Genomic DNA, 17,587 nt, shown 5'->3' on the forward strand with positions numbered 1-17,587 from the left:
GGTCAGATCTGCCAGTCCTGTGCACCGTCGTTCTCGGTGTAGGTGCCGACCGAGTTCTTGACCACGACCGGGTCTCCGCTGCCGAAGTTGTCGAAGAACCACTGAGCGTCCGCAGGACTCAGGTTCGGGCAGCCGTGACTGACGTTGCGCTTGCCTTGGTCGGCGACCGACCAGGGCGCCCCGTGCACGAAGATCCCCGCGTTGTTGATACGGACCGCGTCCTGAACTTTCAACCGGTAGCCCTCGGCGGAATCGATCGGAACTCCGTAGGTCGAGGAGTCCATGACCATGTCGGCGAACTTCTCCAGCACGTAGTAAGTGCCGTTAGGGGTTTCATACCCCGGTTTACCCAGAGAGACCGGGATCGTCTTGACGAGCTCGCCGTTGCGCATGACCTCCATCTGGTGAGTCGCGTCGTCGATGGTTGCCACCAGCGCGTCGCCGGTGCGAAAGCTCGACTTCGTGCCGCCGGCATCGATGTTGACGATCGTGTTGGCGGGCCAGAAGTCCACAGGGCGCCAGCGCAGCTGAGTGTCGGTCATCCAGTAGAACTTCCCGGGCACCGGAGGGTTCGAGGAGATGCGGACGGCTTGTTCGGCCATCGGGCGGTTGGCGATCGGACGTTGAAAATTGATGATGATGGGCTTGGCCACGCCGACCAAGGAGCCGTTGAGCGGATTGAAGGTGGGCGGCGCGAAAACCGGCTCGCCGACATAAGGTGCTGTGTTCTGCCCCGCGGGTGTTGCGCCGGGCACAACCGGTGTCGCGAACGGTTCGCTGGGGACGGTAGGGGTCGGCACCGTCGGTTCGGCAGATGCTGTCGCATCTGTGGAGAGCGCGATGACCGCCGATCCGGCGGCGACGATCACGGCGAGCGAACGATACATGGGATCCATTGATTGCCTGATGCTTCCGCTACTTCGCCAGTGCCTTATCGACCGCTGCCGACATGTCCTCATAGGTTCTGAACTCCAGTTGCTGACCGTCCAGGAAGATCGTCGGAGTGCCCTTGACGCCCAAAGCTTCGCCGTCTGCGACATCAATATTGATGCGGTCGAGGGTGGCGGGATCGTTGTAGGCGGTGTCGAACGCGAGGGTGTCGATGCCCAGTTCGATGGCGAATCCGCGGAAGGTCGCATCCGCGGGCTCTTGCTGTTCACCCCACTGGCTCTGCGTCTCGAACATCTTCTTGTACATCGGCTCGAACTTGCCCTGCTGGGCGGCGGCCTCGACGGCCCGTGCCGCCCGCTCGGCGTTGAAGTGCGATTGGATGGGGAAGTAGCGGACCACAAAGTTGACCCGGTCGGCATACTCGGTGCGTAGCTGCTCGACGAGTGGGAACGCTGCCCGGCAAGCTTCACATTCGAAGTCCAGAAACTCGACGAAGGTGACATCGCTGTCGGGCGCGGTGCTGAGGCGATGACTGTTGTCTCGAACGAGCTGCCCGGCGTCTTCGACCTGCCCTTGGGCAGTGACGGTGGATGCATCCCGCACGGACAGGTACACGCCCGCGCCGATGACGGCGGTGATGACCACAAATGCGGTCAACAGAAGTCGTGTGAGAGGGGCCACCAGTGCACATCCTTTTGCCTATAGCGGCTGTTGTCGCCACGTGTTCCTGGACGTGCAGCCGTAAGATCAATTATATACGTAGTAAGGCAGTAGATAGTTCAACGGTTACGCAGTGGGCATAAGCGCCACGGCAACAGTCGGTTACGTCTGCGGCTCATCGGTCGGAGGGCCACCCCGCGCCAGATGTACTCGGGGTGGGCGCCCCGCGCGAAACATGATGGTGGCGATGATTATCAGGCCGATGGCCGCGGCTCCCAAAATCCAGAAGGCCGGATTTGATCCGGACTCCTGCTGATCGGGGTGCGAGTCGTCGTAGCTGTGGGTGGTGGGGGTCGTGATGGTCGGTGAGGGTGTCGACGACGTCGAGGCAACCGCTTGGGCCGTAGCCGGCAGTGCTGCGAAGAGGACAAAGACCGTCACGGCGATCGCCGAAAATAATGCGACCAGACGGGGGGTCATCGCACGAAATAGATCACGGCGAACAGTGCGATCCAGACGATGTCCACGAAGTGCCAGTAATACGAGACGACGATTGCCGCTGTTGCCTGGGCGGGGGTGAACTTACTCATTCTCGTACGCACCAACAGCATTGCGAAGGCCACCAGTCCACCGATCACGTGCAGTCCGTGAAACCCGGTGGCCAAGTAAAAGACCGATCCGTAGGCGCTGCTGGCGATGGTGGTCCCTTCGCCGACGAGTTTGATGTACTCATAGCCTTGGCCCAGGACGAAGAACAGGCCCATGACCAGGGTGACGGCATACCATCGGCGTAGGCCGAAGACATCGCCGCGTTCGGCGGCGAACACCCCCATCTGGCAGGTCAGCGAGGACGCGACCAGCACCAGCGTCACGGGTACTGCCAGTGCCAGATTCAACTCGGTGGGCTCTGGAGGCCACGTATCGGCCTGCGCGCGCGCCGTGAAGTACATCGCGAACAAACCGGCGAAGAACATCAGTTCACTTGAAAGCCACACGATGGTGCCCACGGCGACCATGTTCGGCCGATTCAGGGAGTGGACCTTCGCCGTGATGGCGGTTCCGCTTGTCATCGTGTTCCTCACGGTGTGGCCTACTGCGCGATCTACGTATTAAGTACGTACTATTGCACACGGTGGAGGGTGTTCCAACTGCGACGGCCCCAGGTTTGAATATCAGCCGGTCGGCACCAAGATATTCGCTTGGTTTATAACAGTATTGAGATGTGCCGCTCGTGTGTGCGCGTGGATTGCGCGGGCGTCACGGCGCTCTCGATCGCCGCGCATGGACATATGGCCCAAATTTCCGTAATCTTCCTGTGATCTACGTAGTTAGTACGTAAATTCTGGTGATGTCATGTAAGGAGCCCACGTGCGCTACAGCTACGGGCAGGCGACGTCGCGTAGGGCCTGGCGTAGGACGGTCGTCTGTGCTCTGGTGTCTGCTGTAGTCCTCGCCGGCGCGAGTCCGGTCAGCGCCGATCCCGCCGCCGACGCTCTTGTGCGGATGAACGAACTTTCCCGCGAGGCCGAGCGATTGACCGAGCAGATGTACAGCGCGGAGATTGATCTCGAATCGAAGTCGGTCGCTCAGCGCGCCGCCGAGGAACGCCACCTCGCCAACCTCGCCGCGTCAGCGGCAGCGGGCAGCGAGCTTGCGGGCTATCAGGCGGCGGTGGACGACGCCGCAGCTGCCGCCTATATGGCCGGATCGACGAGCACGCTCGGTGCCGTCCTGGTCGCGCCTTCGCCCCAGCGGTTGATTGAGGACCTGGCGCTGCGAACGTCGATGGCGCGCCAAATGACCGCAAGGATGGCCGGATATCGCAACGCCACACTGAGAGCCCAAGCTGCCGGCCGGTCGTCGCAAGCCTCCGCGGACCAGGCGCGGGCCGCCGCGGCGCAAGCCGCCGCGGTCCGGGCCGATCTGCAGGCCAAACAGAGCCTCCTCAAAGACCAGATCAGTTCCGTCGAGGAGCAGTATCGAGCCTTGACCCCAGAGCAGCGAGTCGTGCTGGCAGACCCCGGACCTGTCGCGGCGCCCCCCGCGCCTACGCCGGATCCCGCGATCCTCGCAATGCCTGATGCCGCGCCCCCGGTCGCCGGTTCCGGGGGCGGCACGGTCGCGGTGCAGGCCGCCATGAGTCGCATCGGCTCGCCGTACTCATGGGGGGCCACCGGCCCGGCGTCGTTTGACTGTTCCGGGCTGATCAAGTGGGCGTTCTTGCAGGAAGGAAAGTCGCTTCCGCGCTCCAGTCAGGCACTCGCTGCCGGCGGGCAGGACGTTGCCGTCGACGCCCTGCAACCCGGCGATATCGTGACGTTCTACGCAGATGCATCCCACGCGGGCATCTACATCGGCGACGGCAACATGGTGCATGCCTCCACGTATGGCACACCGGTGAAGGTCGCTCCGATATCGTCGGCGCCAATCTACAACGCGCGGCGATACTAGTCCGCAGGGTTGGGCGAGACGATCAGCGTGCAGTTTGCAGGATTGGGTGAGTTGGAAGCCACGGTCATGGATCGTGTGTGGGCCAATGCGCAGGGTGTGACGGTGCGCGCGGTGTTTGAAGAGCTCTGCGTAACGCGCCAGATCGCCTACACAACAGTACTTTCCACCCTCGACAACCTGCATCGCAAAGGCTGGGTGCGGCGCGACCGTGAACACAAGGCCTACCGCTACTGGGCGACAATGACCCGCGAGGAGCGTTCTGCGAACCTGATGCGCGCAGCGCTGGAGGCCGGCGGAAATCCCGACGCGGTCTTCGCCTCACTCTTTGAACAGATGTCATCCGATGAGTCCGCACTGTTGCGCGAGGCGCTGCGTCAGGTGGATTCGCGATACCGCTAGGCCGCAGCGTTGCCGGCCTTCCACTGCTCCCACGGGATGTTCCAGTCGCCGAGACCGTCGATGCCTGGCAGCATCGGTCCGACGGTGTTGACGACCTCGACGATGTCACCGCGTTTGGTGTTGTCGTAGAACCATTTCGCGTTCTCGGTGCTCGCGTTGAGGCAACCGTGGCTGACATTGGTGCGGCCCTGACTGCCGACCGACCAAGGTGCCGCGTGCACGAAGATCCCACTGTAGGACATCCGGGTGGCCCACTTGACCTCGGTGCGATACCCGTCGGGTGAGTTCACCGCAACCCCGTAGGTCGAGGAATCCATCACCATGTCCGCAAGGCGTTCGGCCACGATATAGGTGCCGTTGTCGGTCGGCGTGCTGTCCTTGCCCATCGAGATCGGCATCGACTTAGCGACCTCACCGTTGACCCGCACCGTCAGCGTCTTGGTGGCGTCATCGGCGGTGGCGATGACCTCATCACCGATGGTGAACCCGGTGGTGACATCATCCTGGCCGAACAAGCCGTCGCCCAAATCAACACCGTAGGTGTTCACCCGAACGTCGACTTTGGTGCCGGGCTTCCAGTACTGCGCAGGACGCCACCGCATCTCACGGCCGCTGAGCCAGTAGAACGCACCCTCCACCTCAGGTGTGGTGGTGACGGTGACGGCACGCTGTGCGGCCAACCGGTCCGGGATCACTTCGTCGAAAGTCACCGAAATTGGCTGGCCGACACCGACCACCGCGCCGTCGTCGGGCATGACATAAGGCATCGTCAGGTTCTGCGGGGAATGCGTCTCGAAGGTGGCGCTGGTGTGCGTCACCCCGCCCAATCCGAGGGCGTCGGCGTTAAGCGTGTATTCCTTGTTGTAGCCCAGTGGTTCGGCCGAGCGCCAGGAGACACCGTCTGCGCTCAGTTCGCCGGCGACCATCCGGCCCTGCGCATTAACCAAGGTCACCTCGCCGAGGACGCCGGCCTCGACGCTGACAGTCACCGGTTCCTCGACGGTGACCCCGATATCGCCATCGGCGACCGAAGCCTGCAGTTTAGGGACGAGCAGGTCACCGTAGGGTGTGCCCTTCTCAATCGGTTGTGCCTCGGGCGTCCGCGGTGACGAACTGCAGGCGCCCAAACCCAAGACCAGCGCTACCAGAGTGACCAGTGTCAGCGTCGTGGTCCGCACGGTGCCTTGCATGCGTACCGTTGATGTCGCCCGCCTCATCAATGCCGTCCTGTCCGTCGCCGAGAATCTGTTGCGCTACCATCCTACGTAGCTGCTACGTATATGCACGTCAGCGCGTGACCGCGCCGGATTATCGACCCCACAGGGAAGTGAACTGTTGTTGAAGACACGCGCCGGCCGTGCCTGGCTGACCGCTTTTGCCGTCGTCACCATCGTGGCGGTGGCAGTGGTTCTGCTGATCACCCGCGGGGACAACGACGATCGCCGGGCTGCGCCGGCGCCCTCCGGCACCGCCGACACCGGCGCCGCGCAGGTGGTGCGCGACAGCAGCCACCGCCTCACCGATCCGCCGGACCCCGAGGCCACCCTCGTGGAGTTCCTCGACTTCGAGTGCGAGGGCTGCCGCGCCGCCTACCCGCTCGTCGAGGAGCTGCGCACCGAATACGGCGACCGCGTCGAGTTCGTGCTGCGCTACTTCCCGTTGTCGGGGCACTTCAACGGTGAGCGTGCCGCGCGCGCCGTGGAGGCCGCCGCGCAGCAGGGCCAACTCGAAGCGATGTACCGGAAGATGTTCGACACCCAGGCCGAATGGGGTGAGCAACGGGTACCCGCCGACGACGTTTTCCGAGGGTTCGCCGCCGACCTCGGTCTGGACATGACGGCCTTCGAGGCCGCCTACAACGACCCGGCGACACTGGAACGCATCCGTGTCGATCAGCGCGACGGCGAAATGCTCGGTGTGATGGGCACACCCACCTTCTTCGTCAACGGCCAGCAGATCGCGCTGCGCCGCGCCGAGGACCTGCGCGCCGCCGTCGAGGACGCGCTGCGGTGAACAGGATCGCCGTCCTGGTCGGCGTTCTGATGGTGTGCGCCGGCCTGATCAGCGCACCGTCCGCCGCGGCGAACTGCGGTGCCGCCGATCCGCAATGCGTACTGCAGCAGCGCATCGCCGCGGCCGAGAAGTACGTCGCGACCCGCCCGGGAACGGTCGGCTATGTGTTGCGGGACCGGGTCACCGGCGCGCGTTACCGCAATGCCGCTGCCGGGACGCCGATCTGGACGGCGTCGACGATCAAACTTGCGATGGTGGCCGATCTGCTCAGCCGCGAACAGGCCGGATCGCTGCGCCTCACCGCAGCCGACCGCGAGCAGATGGTCGCGATGCTGCGCCGCTCGGACAATGACGCCGCCGACGCGCTGTGGTCGCGTTACGGCGGGACGGGCAATGTGTTCAACACCAACTTTGCCCGGTACGGCATGAAAAGTGTGCAACCACAATCGGGATTCGGGGATGTGTACCCGTATTGGGGATTTCAGAAGGGCACCGCCGATGATTTCGATGCGCTGATGAACTATGTGCTGACCGGACTCAGCGCCGCCAATGCGGCCGGGGTGGTCGCCGAGATGCAGCGGGTGGACAGCTCGCAGCAGTGGGGTGTGTGGGGTGCCGGTCCTGCGATGAGCCCGGGGAACAAGAACGGGTGGTCGCAGGAGGAGGGCGGCTGGGTGGTCAACTCGGTTGGCTTCGCCGGTCCGGGCCAGCGCTACACCCTGGCGATCATGAACGGTCTCGACGGCGCGGGCGGATACGACGACGGGGTCGAGACGACGACCGAGCTGGCCCGAATCCTGCTGGGACCATAGCGGAAAGGCCTGCCCAGCGCCTGCCTGTGTCGGTGCTAAGCGCAGGACGTAATCGATGCGTGGACGTCGCTATCGCGCGCTTCGCGTAGGGGCCGGCTCCAAGAGCTGGTCGACGGGCGCGTAGTCGTCGGAGAGCGTCTCCGCGTCACCGATCCACCGCCGCAACGCCTCACCTTGCACGACCGTCCACTGCGTTTCCCGAGCGTCCAGAGCAGTCTTGATGGCCTCAAAGTCCAGGGCTCGGTGGGAAGCGGCGACGACAAAGTTGCCGCCATCGGGTGCGAACGCCGCATCCAGGCCGAGATCGCGGGGTTCGCCGACGAGCAGGATGTGATCGAACGCTTGGCTCAGGGTGGCGACTTCAGCACGTGCAAAGGACAGTTGGCCGTAATCGATAAGGTTGGCGACGTACACCCCCGTGCCGTTGAGTGCACGGCGTATATCGGCGATCGCCTCTGTTGTCGTGAGATGCCACGGCACACTGACGCCTCCGAAGGCGTCGCCGACTATCAGATCTCGGCTGCCGGGATCCAGGCTTGCGAGCCCGAGCCTGCCGTCTTCGACACGGACCTCGATACCGGCGTCGGATTGCAGACCGAGCTCGTCCCGGTCGGTGCGCACCACGCCTCCGTCGATCTCGGAGACCAGGCTGCGTGTCCCAGGCCGGGTGGCCGCCAGATACCGCGGGAAAGTGAGCCCGCCGCCGCCGAGGTGATAGGCCGCCAGCGGGCGACCCGTGGGGAACGCGGTATCGACCACCGAGGCGAGCCCGCGGACATAAGCGAACTGCAGATGGGTGGGGTCGTTGAGGTCGAGGTAGGAGTGCTTCAGACCGTCCAAGACCAGTGTGCGACCAGTGTCACGTTCAGCGTCGGCCACCACCCGCAGGCAGTGGTATTTGGTCTCCGCATCGCAGCCCCCCGGCGCCATGTAGTCGGCCAGACCGCCGACGAGAAGGATCAGAGCAAGCCCGATGGCATTGACGCGTTTCCAGCGGCGCATTCGCCACTCGACAACGGCTCCGGCCACGACAAGTAGCGTTCCGAGTCCGATCAGGATGGCGCTGACCGGCAATCGCGAGATCAGGACGAAGCCAGTAAGGACAGTGCCGGCGATGGCGCCCACAGTGCTGAGCCCAGAAAGCTGTCCGACGACCGTCCCGGTCTGGTCCAGCGTAGTCAGGCGCAGCTTGGTCACCATCGGTGTCACCGCGGACAGCAGGGCGCCCGGAATGAGAATGGTCAGTGAGGCCACGATGAGTAGCAGCGGAGGCGCCCACTCCGCCGCCATCCGCAGCGCGGCCGGCGTGAGCGCGACGACGGCGCCTGACCCGCCGAAAGCGGATCCGATGAGTTGTCGCGGGTCCGTGCGATCGGACAGACGACCTCCCGCCCAGGAGCCGAGAGCTATTGCTGCGAGCGCGATTCCGATGACCAGAGTGCTGGTCTCCAGTGTCAGGCCGAGGTACGGGGCCAGTAAACGCAAGGCGGTGATCTCCACGACCAACACTGCGGCCGACGAAAAGGCCACCAGCGCTGCCGCGGCACGTGGGCCCAAAATTGGCGGTTGCGAAGTCCGGGGCTGCTCGTCGGGCGGAGAGATCGGTCCGGTCACGTGTCCATCCTCGCAAACGCGAGCAAGCTAAAAAGCGACAAGCTCGACACCGTCGCGCGCTGTCGCTGAGCGAAGCGCTGAACCCGCCGTCGGGTCCGCACGGCGGGCGGCAAGCAGCGTCAAATCGCCGCCCGGGGGCAGCGATGGACCCATCTACTGTCTCGGGTACGGAGATAGTAGATGCCGATTGCCCCGAGCAGTGTGTGCGCCCGGGTCGCGGTGATGGCCGGGTGGGTGACGGGTTGGCGGCACTGTGTCGGACGAAATCTTCTGGCGACAGTTCGACTACGCAACGAGCTTGAACCCTTCCATTTCAGAATCGAGGGGTGAGCGAGCGGGGGACTTAGCTTTCGAAGACGAGTCCGCTGACCAGTATGAAGACGCCTAGGGCGATCAGAACGATCGGGAAGAGTATGTGTTCCCAGCGTTCGAGGACTTCGGCGATCGGCTGGCGGGTGGCGACGAATCGGGCGGCGATGACGAGGACCGCGACGAGCACGAGGAAGACGGTGCAGTAAGCCGCTACGGCCGCAGGTTCCACGCTCAAGAAGACCGGAACGTAAACGCCAATGTTGTCCCCGCCGTTGGCGAAGGTGACTGCTGCGACGGTCCACACACCGACGTTCTTGTCGGCAACCTTGGCATTGTCGTCATCCTCGTGGTTCCCCCGCCAGGCTTGGAATGCTACCCACAGTCCCAGGGCCAGGGGTATGAGCCCGAAGTACGGGATGACTTGCCGGGGGAGGAATGCTCCCGCGCCCAATGTTGCGAGCACTGCCGCGCCCAGGATCCCCGTAAATCCCAGGTACTGGCCTGCGGTGATCCGGGCCGTTGTCCCGCGTTGCCCTGCACCGCGGGCGAAGAACAGCGATAGCACGATGATGTCGTCGATGTTCGTGACGACGAACAGGCCTATCGCAGGTAAGACCGACGACAAGATCATGCACCGGTCCCCGTGTGTGCGGCGTCGCGTGCGGGCCATCTGGTGAGAGCGAGGACGGATGCGCCTACGTCAGCGCCGCGGAGTTGCTCGTTGCCGCAGTCAAGAGCGTCGCTCATCGGCGAGTCTTCTCGGCATCAGCTGTTTCGCCAGTGCGGGAACGGGTTTCGTAGTTAGGGCACAGCGCGACGGCGTTGCCAGTGGCGGTCAGCAGTGTTTCGGCTGAGGCGAGCAGGTCGAGCAGCTCGGGGCGGGTCAGCGAGTAGAACACCTGCCGACCTTCGGGGCGGCCGGTGACCAGGCCGCAGTTTCGCAGGCACGCCACATGCGCTGACACGGTGGATTGGGCCAGGCCCAGCTCCCCGATCAGATCGGCCACGCGGGCCTCCCCGTCAGCGAGGCGGCGCAGGATCGCCAACCGGGCCGCATCGGAGAGGCTGTGAAACAGCGCCACCGCCGCATCCAGATTCGAAGAGTTTCTTGGGGTGCCGCCGGCCAGGCAGCCATCCCGTTCTATCATCGCCATAAGGCGATGATAGCTGGTTAGCAGCGATACTTTCCGCTGGGGTCGGGCGTCGCCGTCTCGGTGCCGTTCGTCGCCGCGGTGGTGGTGGGTGTGAGGGTGCATCCACCGCCGCGGGTAAACGGGTAAATCATCTGGCGCAGATAGCTGCTGGGGTAGTCGGGTTTGGCGGCCATGCCCAGCTGGTTGGAGTCGAATCGTCGGGCGGGATCGTAGGAGTAGGTGCGCAGCAGGTGATCCCATATTAGGGTGAACAGCCCGAAGTTGACGTCACCGACGCCGGCCCATTTGAGGTGATGGAAGCGGTGACCTTCGTTGAGGGCCAGGACGTACTTGGCGGGGCCGACGCGGTAGTCGGCGTTGGAGTGCTGCAGCAGCAGCTGGATCCCCACGGCCAGCGCCAGCACGGAGGCCACGTCGACCGGTAAGCCGATCAGGATCAGCGGTGCGACACCGGCAGCCATCTCCACCGTTTGGTGCACGGGGTGCTTCATCAGGCCGTTGAGGCCGTAGAAGCGGGTGATGCTGTGGTGCACCGCGTGAAAGCGCCACAGTACGCCGATCTTGTGGCTGGCCAGGTGCACCACGGTGATGCCAAAATCCGCGACCAAGATCGCCGCAAGCACCTGTACGACGAACGGCCAACTGTGCGGCCACAACTGGGGTGCAAGCACGATCGCGGCCAGGAGCGGGATGGCGGCGACGCTGGCCAGGATGAGGGTTTCGTTGACCGCGACGTAGATGCGGTCGCGGGTGCCATCGGCGCGGTCGTGGTTCCACTGCGGGTCATACGGGATGATCTGTTCGACCAGAAACGCCGTCGCGATCGCGATGACCAGAATGGCCAGCAGCCAGAACTTCGGGGCGCCGGCCGCGGCCACGGCGATACCCGCGCCGTTGAGGCCGATCAGCATGAACGGCACGTAGCCATAGCGGGCCGCCGCCTGGACCACGCCGGTGGCCAGCGATGTCGTCGAAGTCGTACTCATGCCGTCAATCGTCGCCGCCACCGCCACGGCGGGGCTTGAACGATTCGGCTACATGCCTGCGTCGAGGTCCCAGGACACGTGCCGGCTCAACACCGAGGGCGCCAAGCCGAACATCTCGCGGGTCGTGCGAGTCAGGTGCGCGCTGTCGGCGAACCCCGCACCGTGCGCCGCCCCGGTCAGGTCATCCCCGGCCTGCACGCGGGTGATCGCGATCCGCAGCCGCGTCCACAACACGTAGCGGCGCAGCGGAATCCCGACCTGCTCGGTGAACAAATGCGTGAGCCGACTCGCCGAGATCCCCACCCGTGCGGCCAGTTCCGTACCGCTGACCGGGCCCGCCGCCACCAGGTCGGGCAGCAGCCGCAACGCGTCGACGACGGCGGGATGGCGCGCCATGTCGTCTCCGGTCGGCTCGGGCGCCAGGTGCGCGATCAGCTCGTCGACCACCGTTGCCAGCGCACGCTGGCGGGTGAACGTCAGCACTGGGGCAACAGTCCATCCGGAGTGGACCGCACGCAGGTGTGCGGCCCGTCCCGGCGGGGACTCCGGTTCCAGGAACACCACCGTGCCCTCCTGCGCGCCGACCTCGACCTGATGTGACGCGTCGGCGGGCACGACCACCTTCGTGCCGCGGTGTCGCGCGCCGTGCTCGTCGAGCACAGTGAACGCCGTTGTCGCGGTAATGATCTGCACGCCGTGGTGGGCGTGGGCATCGGTGGTGCCGATCGACCCGGTGAACGCCAACACCCCTGGCCGCAGCAGTGCCGCGCCGCCCCAGCGCGGTTCCACGCTGAGATCAACGCCGGACCTATTTATCGCCACAGAACGATGATAGCGTCCATTATTGATCGCTTGAGGGCGTTGCCACCCATGAAACCCGATGGATCGGGGCACCTATGGCCGTCGTCCGCCGAGGGAAAGGGGTCTGCAGTGCTGATGAATCGGGCGGAGACAGCCCTGATCAACTCGCCACCGCGGCGGTGGCTTCAACGTCTCTACGAGGTGCTGGTACTGCTGCGCTTCGGCGGCCGGCTCCTCCCGGGCAGCAGAGCCCTCGAAATCGGCTGCGGATCGGGCTACGGCTCTGAGCTGGTGTTGCAGCGATTCGGCGCCACCCGGATCGACGCGATCGACCTGGACCCGGCGATGATCCACTGGGCCAGCGAGCGGCTCGCCTTCTAGGGTGACCGGGTCACCCTGTTCCAGGGCAGCGCCACTGACCTTCGGGCCGCGCTGAACGCCGACGACGACAGCTACGACGCGGTGTTCGACTTCGGGATCATTCATCACATCCCGGACTGGCGCGCCGCGGTGGCCGAAGCCGCCAGGGTGCTCACCCCCGGTGGACGGTTTTACTTCGAAGAAGTCACCTCCCACGCCCTGGAACGCCTCACCTACCGGAGGTTGTTCGACCACCCCACCGGCGACCGGCATCTACGGCCTGCCCGGACCGGTGCGGGTCAAGCGACTGCGCGGCGTGGCCACCGCCGATGATCTGGTCAACCGCAAGTTCCACCGGCTCGCACCAAATGAGGTGTGGGACAACGAAATCACGCAACACCGTACGCGTGAAGGGTGGCTGTACTGCTGCGCAGTGCTTGATGCGTTCAGCCGCAGGATTGTGGGCTGGTCGATAGATTCGAAGGCCGAGGCCACACTTGTGGTCGACGCGTTGGGTATGACCATTCGCAATCGCCGGCCCACTTCTGGTGGCATCGTCCACGCCGACCACGGAACTCATTTCACCTCATGCGTTTTCGGGGAGAAGATCCGACTGTATCCGTCGTTCGGATCGACTGCTGACGGCCCAGATAATGCTATGACGGAGAGCTTCAGGTCCTCGATGCAAGATCGAGCTCCTTGATCGCCAGAAGTGGAAGACCCGCGTCGAGCTGGCCAACGCGATCTTCGACTACATTGTGAGATCTTCCACCATCGGCAGCGCCGCCACTCAGCCTTGGGCTACCGCACCCCGATCGAGTACGAACTATCCTTCACCAACGACACCCTTACCGCCGTCAGTTACCCACCGCGACTGGAACCCAACAGGTAGGGCAGATCAAGATGTCACCCCTTCGTGCAGCAGATCCGCCATTGAAGTCTCCAGCGCCACAACACCCAGATCTTTAGGCCGGCGAGTATCTTCGAATCTCCCTCACGACATCATTGTGCGGCGTGAACGAAGCAGCGCGACTAGATCATCTACTATCTCGGTACAGAGATAGTAGGTGGATGCTAAATGCCCCAGTCACTGCACAGTCCAGTGGACACAGCAGCAAGGTCGAAGGAGCAGATGTGCGCAGATTTGGTTTGGTGACGGTGCTGGCGTCGGTAATAGCGATGGTGAGCTTCGGATTCTCAGGAGTGGCCGCTGCAGAGCGTGGTGTGCATCGCTTCGAAGTCTCACCAACAGGTCGTCGATGGCGGCGGCCTGCTTGACTGGTCGGTGACGGGCCTCAAGGTAAGTGCCGATAAGGCCCCTGGCTATCCGCTGGCCGGGCAACTCTGGGAGGCAACTGCAACCGTCACAGCGGCCTCTGGCACCGCTACGCCGGTCATCCCGAATTTTTGGGCAACCTCTAAAGGCACCAGATACCCAGTGCTGTGGCAAGTAGCGACCGCGCAGGGCATTTCCGGGGCAACGTTGGCTCAGGGTCAGACCTCGGCCGGCAAGATTTACTTCGATGTCACCGGCGCTGCCCCCATGGCTGTCACCTATACGGCTGGCGGCGCGGAGCCGTTGATGTGGTGTTGCGGTGACGCCATGATGGCGATGCCGATGGACAAATGCCCGTGCTGCGTCGGTATGCAGGAACCGTGTCCTTGCTGCGTTGGTATGAAGGAACCATGCCCGTGCTGTTCTGCGAAGATGTGACCGAACTCCCGATGGGTTGAGTGGCTCACCCGTCGTCGATGTTGGCGACGACTAATAGCGCGATCATGGAAGGGGCTGACGTCAGGAGCGTTGGGTCGCCCCTGCGGCTGCCCTGCGTCCGCGTCGTTGCTAAGAAGCGTAGCAAGAACGTCCGCGCCTGCACCGATGCCGGTCTCAGCGATGTCAACGTTTGTGCAGGTGCGCCAAGTCTCGTCGCTGCCGAATTGGCACTTATCACTCACCGGGCCGCCGCCTTCCCAGAGCCGTTGCCGAGGGGTACTTGCCATGGAGGAACGCAGTTTCAACAGGAGAGACCTGTCAAGAACTTGTCCCGCGCAAACCCTAGGGTTGCTGAGACGTTCGATTGACCCAACCCCAACATCCCGATCCGGCTGATCGCACATCCTTGGTCATCCGTGGCGCTGCACAAGCCCTGGCCTGGCCCGGCCGCTGTCGGAGAACCGCCGAACAGAGCCATACATCGCGGTTGCGGCGAGGCGTTGCCGCCCGTTAGGCGGCGATCTGGCCGGGTGCTGCGAAGGGTATCGAAGGGCCGAGAAGGCCCTTAATCAAATCTTCATCAGAACACGAACCGGCGCATACACGGCTTATTGAGGCTGGACTGAGGCGGTGATAGAGCTTGCCGCATCGACGCGTGGCGTCGCGATGCTCTATAAGAAAGGATGTGCGATGCAGCACAAGAGAAATGGTCTAGGGATTGCGGCGTTAGCGGTGTCGGCCCTGTTTCTCGGCGCGTGTTCGAATGCGGCAACAGGCTCTCAGTCATCGACCAGCAGTACCTCGGCGGCAGCATCGGCATCGCCGAGCGCTGCGAACAGCGACGCTACCCACAACGACGCTGACGTGACGTTCGCCCAAGGCATGATTCCTCATCACCAGCAGGCGATCGAGATGAGCGACATGCTCCTCGGTAAGCAAGGCATCGATCCCGAGGTCATCTCACTGGCGAATGAAATCAAGAACGCACAAGGCCCTGAGATCGAGACGATGCAGGGCTGGCTCCAGGAGTGGGGAGCGTCGTCCTCGCCTGCACCTGTGCCGACCAGCACCGCAATGCCTGGCCACAACATGCCCGGCCACCAGATGCCTAGCGGAGACATGCCTGGTATGGGCAGCGCCGGCCACGGCATGATGTCGGAAGCCGACATGGCTGCGCTGCAGAACGCGCAGGGTGCGGAGGCGAGCCGACTTTTCTTGACGCAGATGATCGCCCATCACAAGGGCGCAATCATGATGGCGCAGCAGGAGATCGACAACGGCCGGTTCCCGGCGGCGGTCGAGATGGCGCGAAACATCGTCTCCTCTCAACAAACAGAGATCGACACGATGCAGGCAATGCTGGATAAGTGACAGGTCAGAGGCACGATGGTCAGGTCCGCGCTGGGGCACCCGTAACAGGGAACTCGTCGGCGCGTACCTGAGCAGCGGGTAAGTCGACGGTGAATGTTGCACCGGCGCCAAGTCCTGGGCTCGCTACGGAGATGGATCCGCCGTGGGCCTGGACCAGCGCTTTGGCGATGGCGAGCCCTAGACCGGCGCCGCCGTGCTCGCGGTCGCGGGCGGCATCTGCCCGATAGAACCGCTCGAACAGTCGGGCGAGGTGCTCGGGGGCAATTCCTTCACCGGTGTCGGCGACGGCGATGCTCAACCGGTCGCCGTCGCGGACACAGCTGAGGTCAACCTGTCCGCCGGGCGGCGTGTGCCGCAGCGCATTGTCCAGCAGATTTCCCAGCACTTGGGAGAGCCTTTGCTCATCGGCCCACAGCGGCGGCAGCGCCTGCTGGAGGTGTACGCGGAGCGCAACCCCTTTGATGTCGTAGCGTTCCTGGACCGCGGCCACGGATTGGCGCGTCAAACGGTCGACGTCAATGGTGGCGTATGACATGGAAACCGAGCTCTCCTCGGCCTTGGCCAGCGCCGCGACATCATCGGAGAACCGCACCAGCCGGCGGGTCTGGTCGCGCAGCATGGCCGCCGTCTGCGGCGTCAACGTGCGCACCCCGTCTTCGAGGGCTTCGATATAGGCCTCCAGCACCGCGACCGGTGTGCGGATCTCGTGCGCCAAGTCTCCGAACAGTCGCTGTCGTGTCGAATCAACCGCTTGGAGCCGGGAAGCCATCTGATTGAAGGCGGTCGAGAGCGCGTCGAAATCGTCGCCGAGGCGTGGCGATGACACACGAATCTCGTAGTTTCCTTGAGCGACATCGGTGGCGGCGGAGGCGACCTCGGTGATGGAGCGTTGGAGTCGTCGACTGACGTAGAAGCTGACGGCGAGCGCGGCCAGTGCCGACACCGCTAGGGCGCCCCCGATGGACATGACCGTGGCGTAGCCGTAGGCCTCCTCGGCATGCACTTCCTCTGGCGAGTTCATCGGCACCCCCGCGAGGTGAAGATGCTCGCGAAACAGGGGAGGGCCGACGACGGCGGCCACCACTGCGGTCGTCGCGGCCCCGGCGACCAACACGATGGCTTGGGCTGCCAGCAGCCGCAGGCCGATACCGGGACGACCCCACCGTCGACGTCGGCGAGGAGTGGGGGCAGGCGGGGGAGTCACTGTCCGGTTCCCATCCGGTATCCGACTCCCCGCACGGTGGCGATGTAGCGGGGAGAGGCTGCGTCGTCGCCCAATTTGCGCCGCAGATGGCCGATGTGGACATCGACGAGATGCTCGTTGCCGACCCAGGGTCCGTCGCGCACGATTTCGAGTAGTTGTCGCCGGCTGAGCACATTGCCCGGCCGGCCGGAGAGAGCTTCGAGAATGTCGAATTCTGTACGAGTCAACAAGATTTGTTCGTCGTCGATGCGTACCTCGCGGGCGGCGACGTCGATGCTCAGCGCGCCGAAGCGACGAGGTGGCGTGACGTCAGTCTCGGCGGTTGTGGCGGCTGATTGCAGGACGCGGGGTCGACGCAGCATGGCGCGAATGCGCGCGACGAGTTCGCGCGGGCTGAAGGGTTTGGTGATGTAGTCGTCGGCGCCGACGGTGAGGCCAAGGACTGTGTCGATTTCGGTGTCGCGGGCGGTGAGCATGACGATGTAGGCGTCGGAGAATGTACGCAGCTGCCTGCAGACTTCCAATCCATCGATGCCGGGCAATCCGATGTCGAGGATGACGACATCGGGGTCGAGGTCGCGTGCGACGGCGATCGCGTCGACGCCGTTGGCGGCCACGACTGCCTCGAACTGCTCGCGTTCCAGATAGCTGGCCACCACTTCGGCCAGGGGCAGTTCGTCGTCGACGACCAGGGCGCGGTATCCCTTCGCCTTGTCAGGCGGTGTACCCGGAGGGTGCTCCATGGTCATCATGGTGCCTGCTGATGCGGGTGCGGCGGCGCGCGACTGCCGGAGCGGCGGCGATCTTCAGCAGATCTTTATCAGACTCATACCGATTGCGTCCTG

General features: G+C 64.1%; 17 protein-coding genes and 3 pseudogenes. 8 read left to right on the forward strand and 12 right to left on the reverse strand.

Annotation, left to right across the window (positions count from 1 at the left end):
• Window positions 1-2: 2 nt before the first annotated feature.
• From A7U43_RS03180 to ctaE, 4 genes are all read right to left on the reverse strand, one after another.
• Complete coding sequence (locus A7U43_RS03180) at window positions 3-887, reverse strand: L,D-transpeptidase (RefSeq protein ID WP_231963513.1); 885 nt, start codon at window positions 885-887, stop codon at window positions 3-5.
• Window positions 888-915: 28 nt separating this feature from the next.
• Window positions 916-1,572, reverse strand: a complete 657-nt coding sequence (locus tag A7U43_RS03185) for a DsbA family protein (RefSeq protein ID WP_067991027.1) — start codon at window positions 1,570-1,572, stop codon at window positions 916-918.
• Window positions 1,573-1,713: 141 nt separating this feature from the next.
• Complete coding sequence (locus A7U43_RS03190; RefSeq protein WP_067991029.1) at window positions 1,714-2,031, reverse strand: hypothetical protein; 318 nt, start codon at window positions 2,029-2,031, stop codon at window positions 1,714-1,716.
• Window positions 2,028-2,621 carry an aa3-type cytochrome oxidase subunit III gene (gene ctaE / locus A7U43_RS03195; RefSeq protein ID WP_067991033.1) on the reverse strand — a complete coding sequence of 198 codons (594 nt, stop codon included), beginning with the start codon at window positions 2,619-2,621 and terminating at the stop codon, window positions 2,028-2,030. The genes A7U43_RS03190 and ctaE overlap by 4 nt, the downstream gene beginning before the upstream one ends.
• A 298-nt stretch (window positions 2,622-2,919) precedes the next feature.
• On the opposite strand from ctaE, the gene ripC reads away from it, so the two are divergent.
• On the forward strand, window positions 2,920-4,002 hold the full coding sequence (ripC, locus tag A7U43_RS03200) for a peptidoglycan hydrolase RipC (RefSeq protein WP_067991036.1): 1,083 nt from the start codon (window positions 2,920-2,922) through the stop codon (window positions 4,000-4,002).
• 66 nt (window positions 4,003-4,068) lie between these two features.
• Complete coding sequence (locus A7U43_RS03205; protein ID WP_418287708.1) at window positions 4,069-4,401, forward strand: BlaI/MecI/CopY family transcriptional regulator; 333 nt, start codon at window positions 4,069-4,071, stop codon at window positions 4,399-4,401.
• Here A7U43_RS03205 and A7U43_RS03210 read toward each other — a convergent pair.
• Window positions 4,398-5,591: a L,D-transpeptidase gene (locus tag A7U43_RS03210; protein ID WP_231963514.1), complete on the reverse strand. Its 1,194-nt coding sequence runs from the start codon at window positions 5,589-5,591 to the stop codon at window positions 4,398-4,400. The two genes, A7U43_RS03205 and A7U43_RS03210, sit on opposite strands and share 4 nt — an antisense overlap.
• 145 nt (window positions 5,592-5,736) lie before the next feature.
• Between A7U43_RS03210 and A7U43_RS03215 the strand changes: the two genes are divergently transcribed.
• Together A7U43_RS03215 and A7U43_RS03220 are read left to right on the forward strand one after the other, a co-directional pair.
• Entirely contained in the window at window positions 5,737-6,414 is a 678-nt protein-coding gene (locus A7U43_RS03215; protein WP_082901998.1) for a DsbA family protein, read from the forward strand.
• 29 nt (window positions 6,415-6,443) lie between these two features.
• Window positions 6,444-7,226, forward strand: a complete 783-nt coding sequence (locus tag A7U43_RS03220) for a serine hydrolase (protein ID WP_231963772.1) — start codon at window positions 6,444-6,446, stop codon at window positions 7,224-7,226.
• Window positions 7,227-7,295: 69 nt separating this feature from the next.
• On the opposite strand, the gene A7U43_RS03225 is transcribed toward A7U43_RS03220, so the two are convergent.
• From A7U43_RS03225 to A7U43_RS03245, 5 genes are all read right to left on the reverse strand, one after another.
• Complete coding sequence (locus A7U43_RS03225) at window positions 7,296-8,756, reverse strand: fused MFS/spermidine synthase (protein ID WP_231963515.1); 1,461 nt, start codon at window positions 8,754-8,756, stop codon at window positions 7,296-7,298.
• A gap of 427 nt (window positions 8,757-9,183) precedes the next feature.
• Window positions 9,184-9,783 carry a cadmium resistance transporter gene (locus tag A7U43_RS03230; RefSeq protein WP_067991046.1) on the reverse strand — a complete coding sequence of 200 codons (600 nt, stop codon included), beginning with the start codon at window positions 9,781-9,783 and terminating at the stop codon, window positions 9,184-9,186.
• Between the two features lie 112 nt (window positions 9,784-9,895).
• A complete protein-coding gene (locus A7U43_RS03235; RefSeq protein WP_197499954.1) occupies window positions 9,896-10,306 on the reverse strand; it encodes an ArsR/SmtB family transcription factor in 411 nt (136 codons plus the stop codon).
• Between the two features lie 17 nt (window positions 10,307-10,323).
• Window positions 10,324-11,292: a sterol desaturase family protein gene (locus A7U43_RS03240; protein WP_068001790.1), complete on the reverse strand. Its 969-nt coding sequence runs from the start codon at window positions 11,290-11,292 to the stop codon at window positions 10,324-10,326.
• Between the two features lie 48 nt (window positions 11,293-11,340).
• A complete protein-coding gene (locus A7U43_RS03245) occupies window positions 11,341-12,114 on the reverse strand; it encodes a helix-turn-helix domain-containing protein (protein WP_418287674.1) in 774 nt (257 codons plus the stop codon).
• A 114-nt stretch (window positions 12,115-12,228) separates the two neighbouring features.
• Between A7U43_RS03245 and A7U43_RS03250 the strand changes: the two are divergent.
• The 4 genes and pseudogenes from A7U43_RS03250 (at window position 12,229) to A7U43_RS03255 (ending at window position 15,538) form a co-directional block, all read left to right on the forward strand.
• Window positions 12,229-12,786, forward strand: a pseudogene (locus A7U43_RS03250) (class I SAM-dependent methyltransferase).
• Window positions 12,722-13,345: pseudogene (locus A7U43_RS30245) on the forward strand (IS3 family transposase); the annotation flags it as partial. The pseudogenes A7U43_RS03250 and A7U43_RS30245, both read left to right, overlap by 65 nt.
• Before the next feature lie 287 nt (window positions 13,346-13,632).
• Window positions 13,633-14,167: pseudogene (locus tag A7U43_RS29005) on the forward strand (MPT63 family protein).
• 690 nt (window positions 14,168-14,857) lie between these two features.
• Window positions 14,858-15,538 carry a DUF305 domain-containing protein gene (locus A7U43_RS03255; protein WP_068001796.1) on the forward strand — a complete coding sequence of 227 codons (681 nt, stop codon included), beginning with the start codon at window positions 14,858-14,860 and terminating at the stop codon, window positions 15,536-15,538.
• A 19-nt stretch (window positions 15,539-15,557) separates the two neighbouring features.
• Here A7U43_RS03255 and A7U43_RS03260 read toward each other — a convergent pair whose 3' ends face one another.
• A complete protein-coding gene (locus tag A7U43_RS03260; protein WP_067991049.1) occupies window positions 15,558-16,742 on the reverse strand; it encodes a sensor histidine kinase in 1,185 nt (394 codons plus the stop codon).
• Entirely contained in the window at window positions 16,739-17,494 is a 756-nt protein-coding gene (locus A7U43_RS03265; RefSeq protein WP_082902000.1) for a response regulator transcription factor, read from the reverse strand. The genes A7U43_RS03260 and A7U43_RS03265 overlap by 4 nt, the downstream gene beginning before the upstream one ends.
• Window positions 17,495-17,587 lie beyond the last annotated feature (93 nt).

Source organism: Mycobacterium adipatum, assembly GCF_001644575.1.
Lineage (GTDB): Bacteria > Actinomycetota > Actinomycetes > Mycobacteriales > Mycobacteriaceae > Mycobacterium > Mycobacterium adipatum.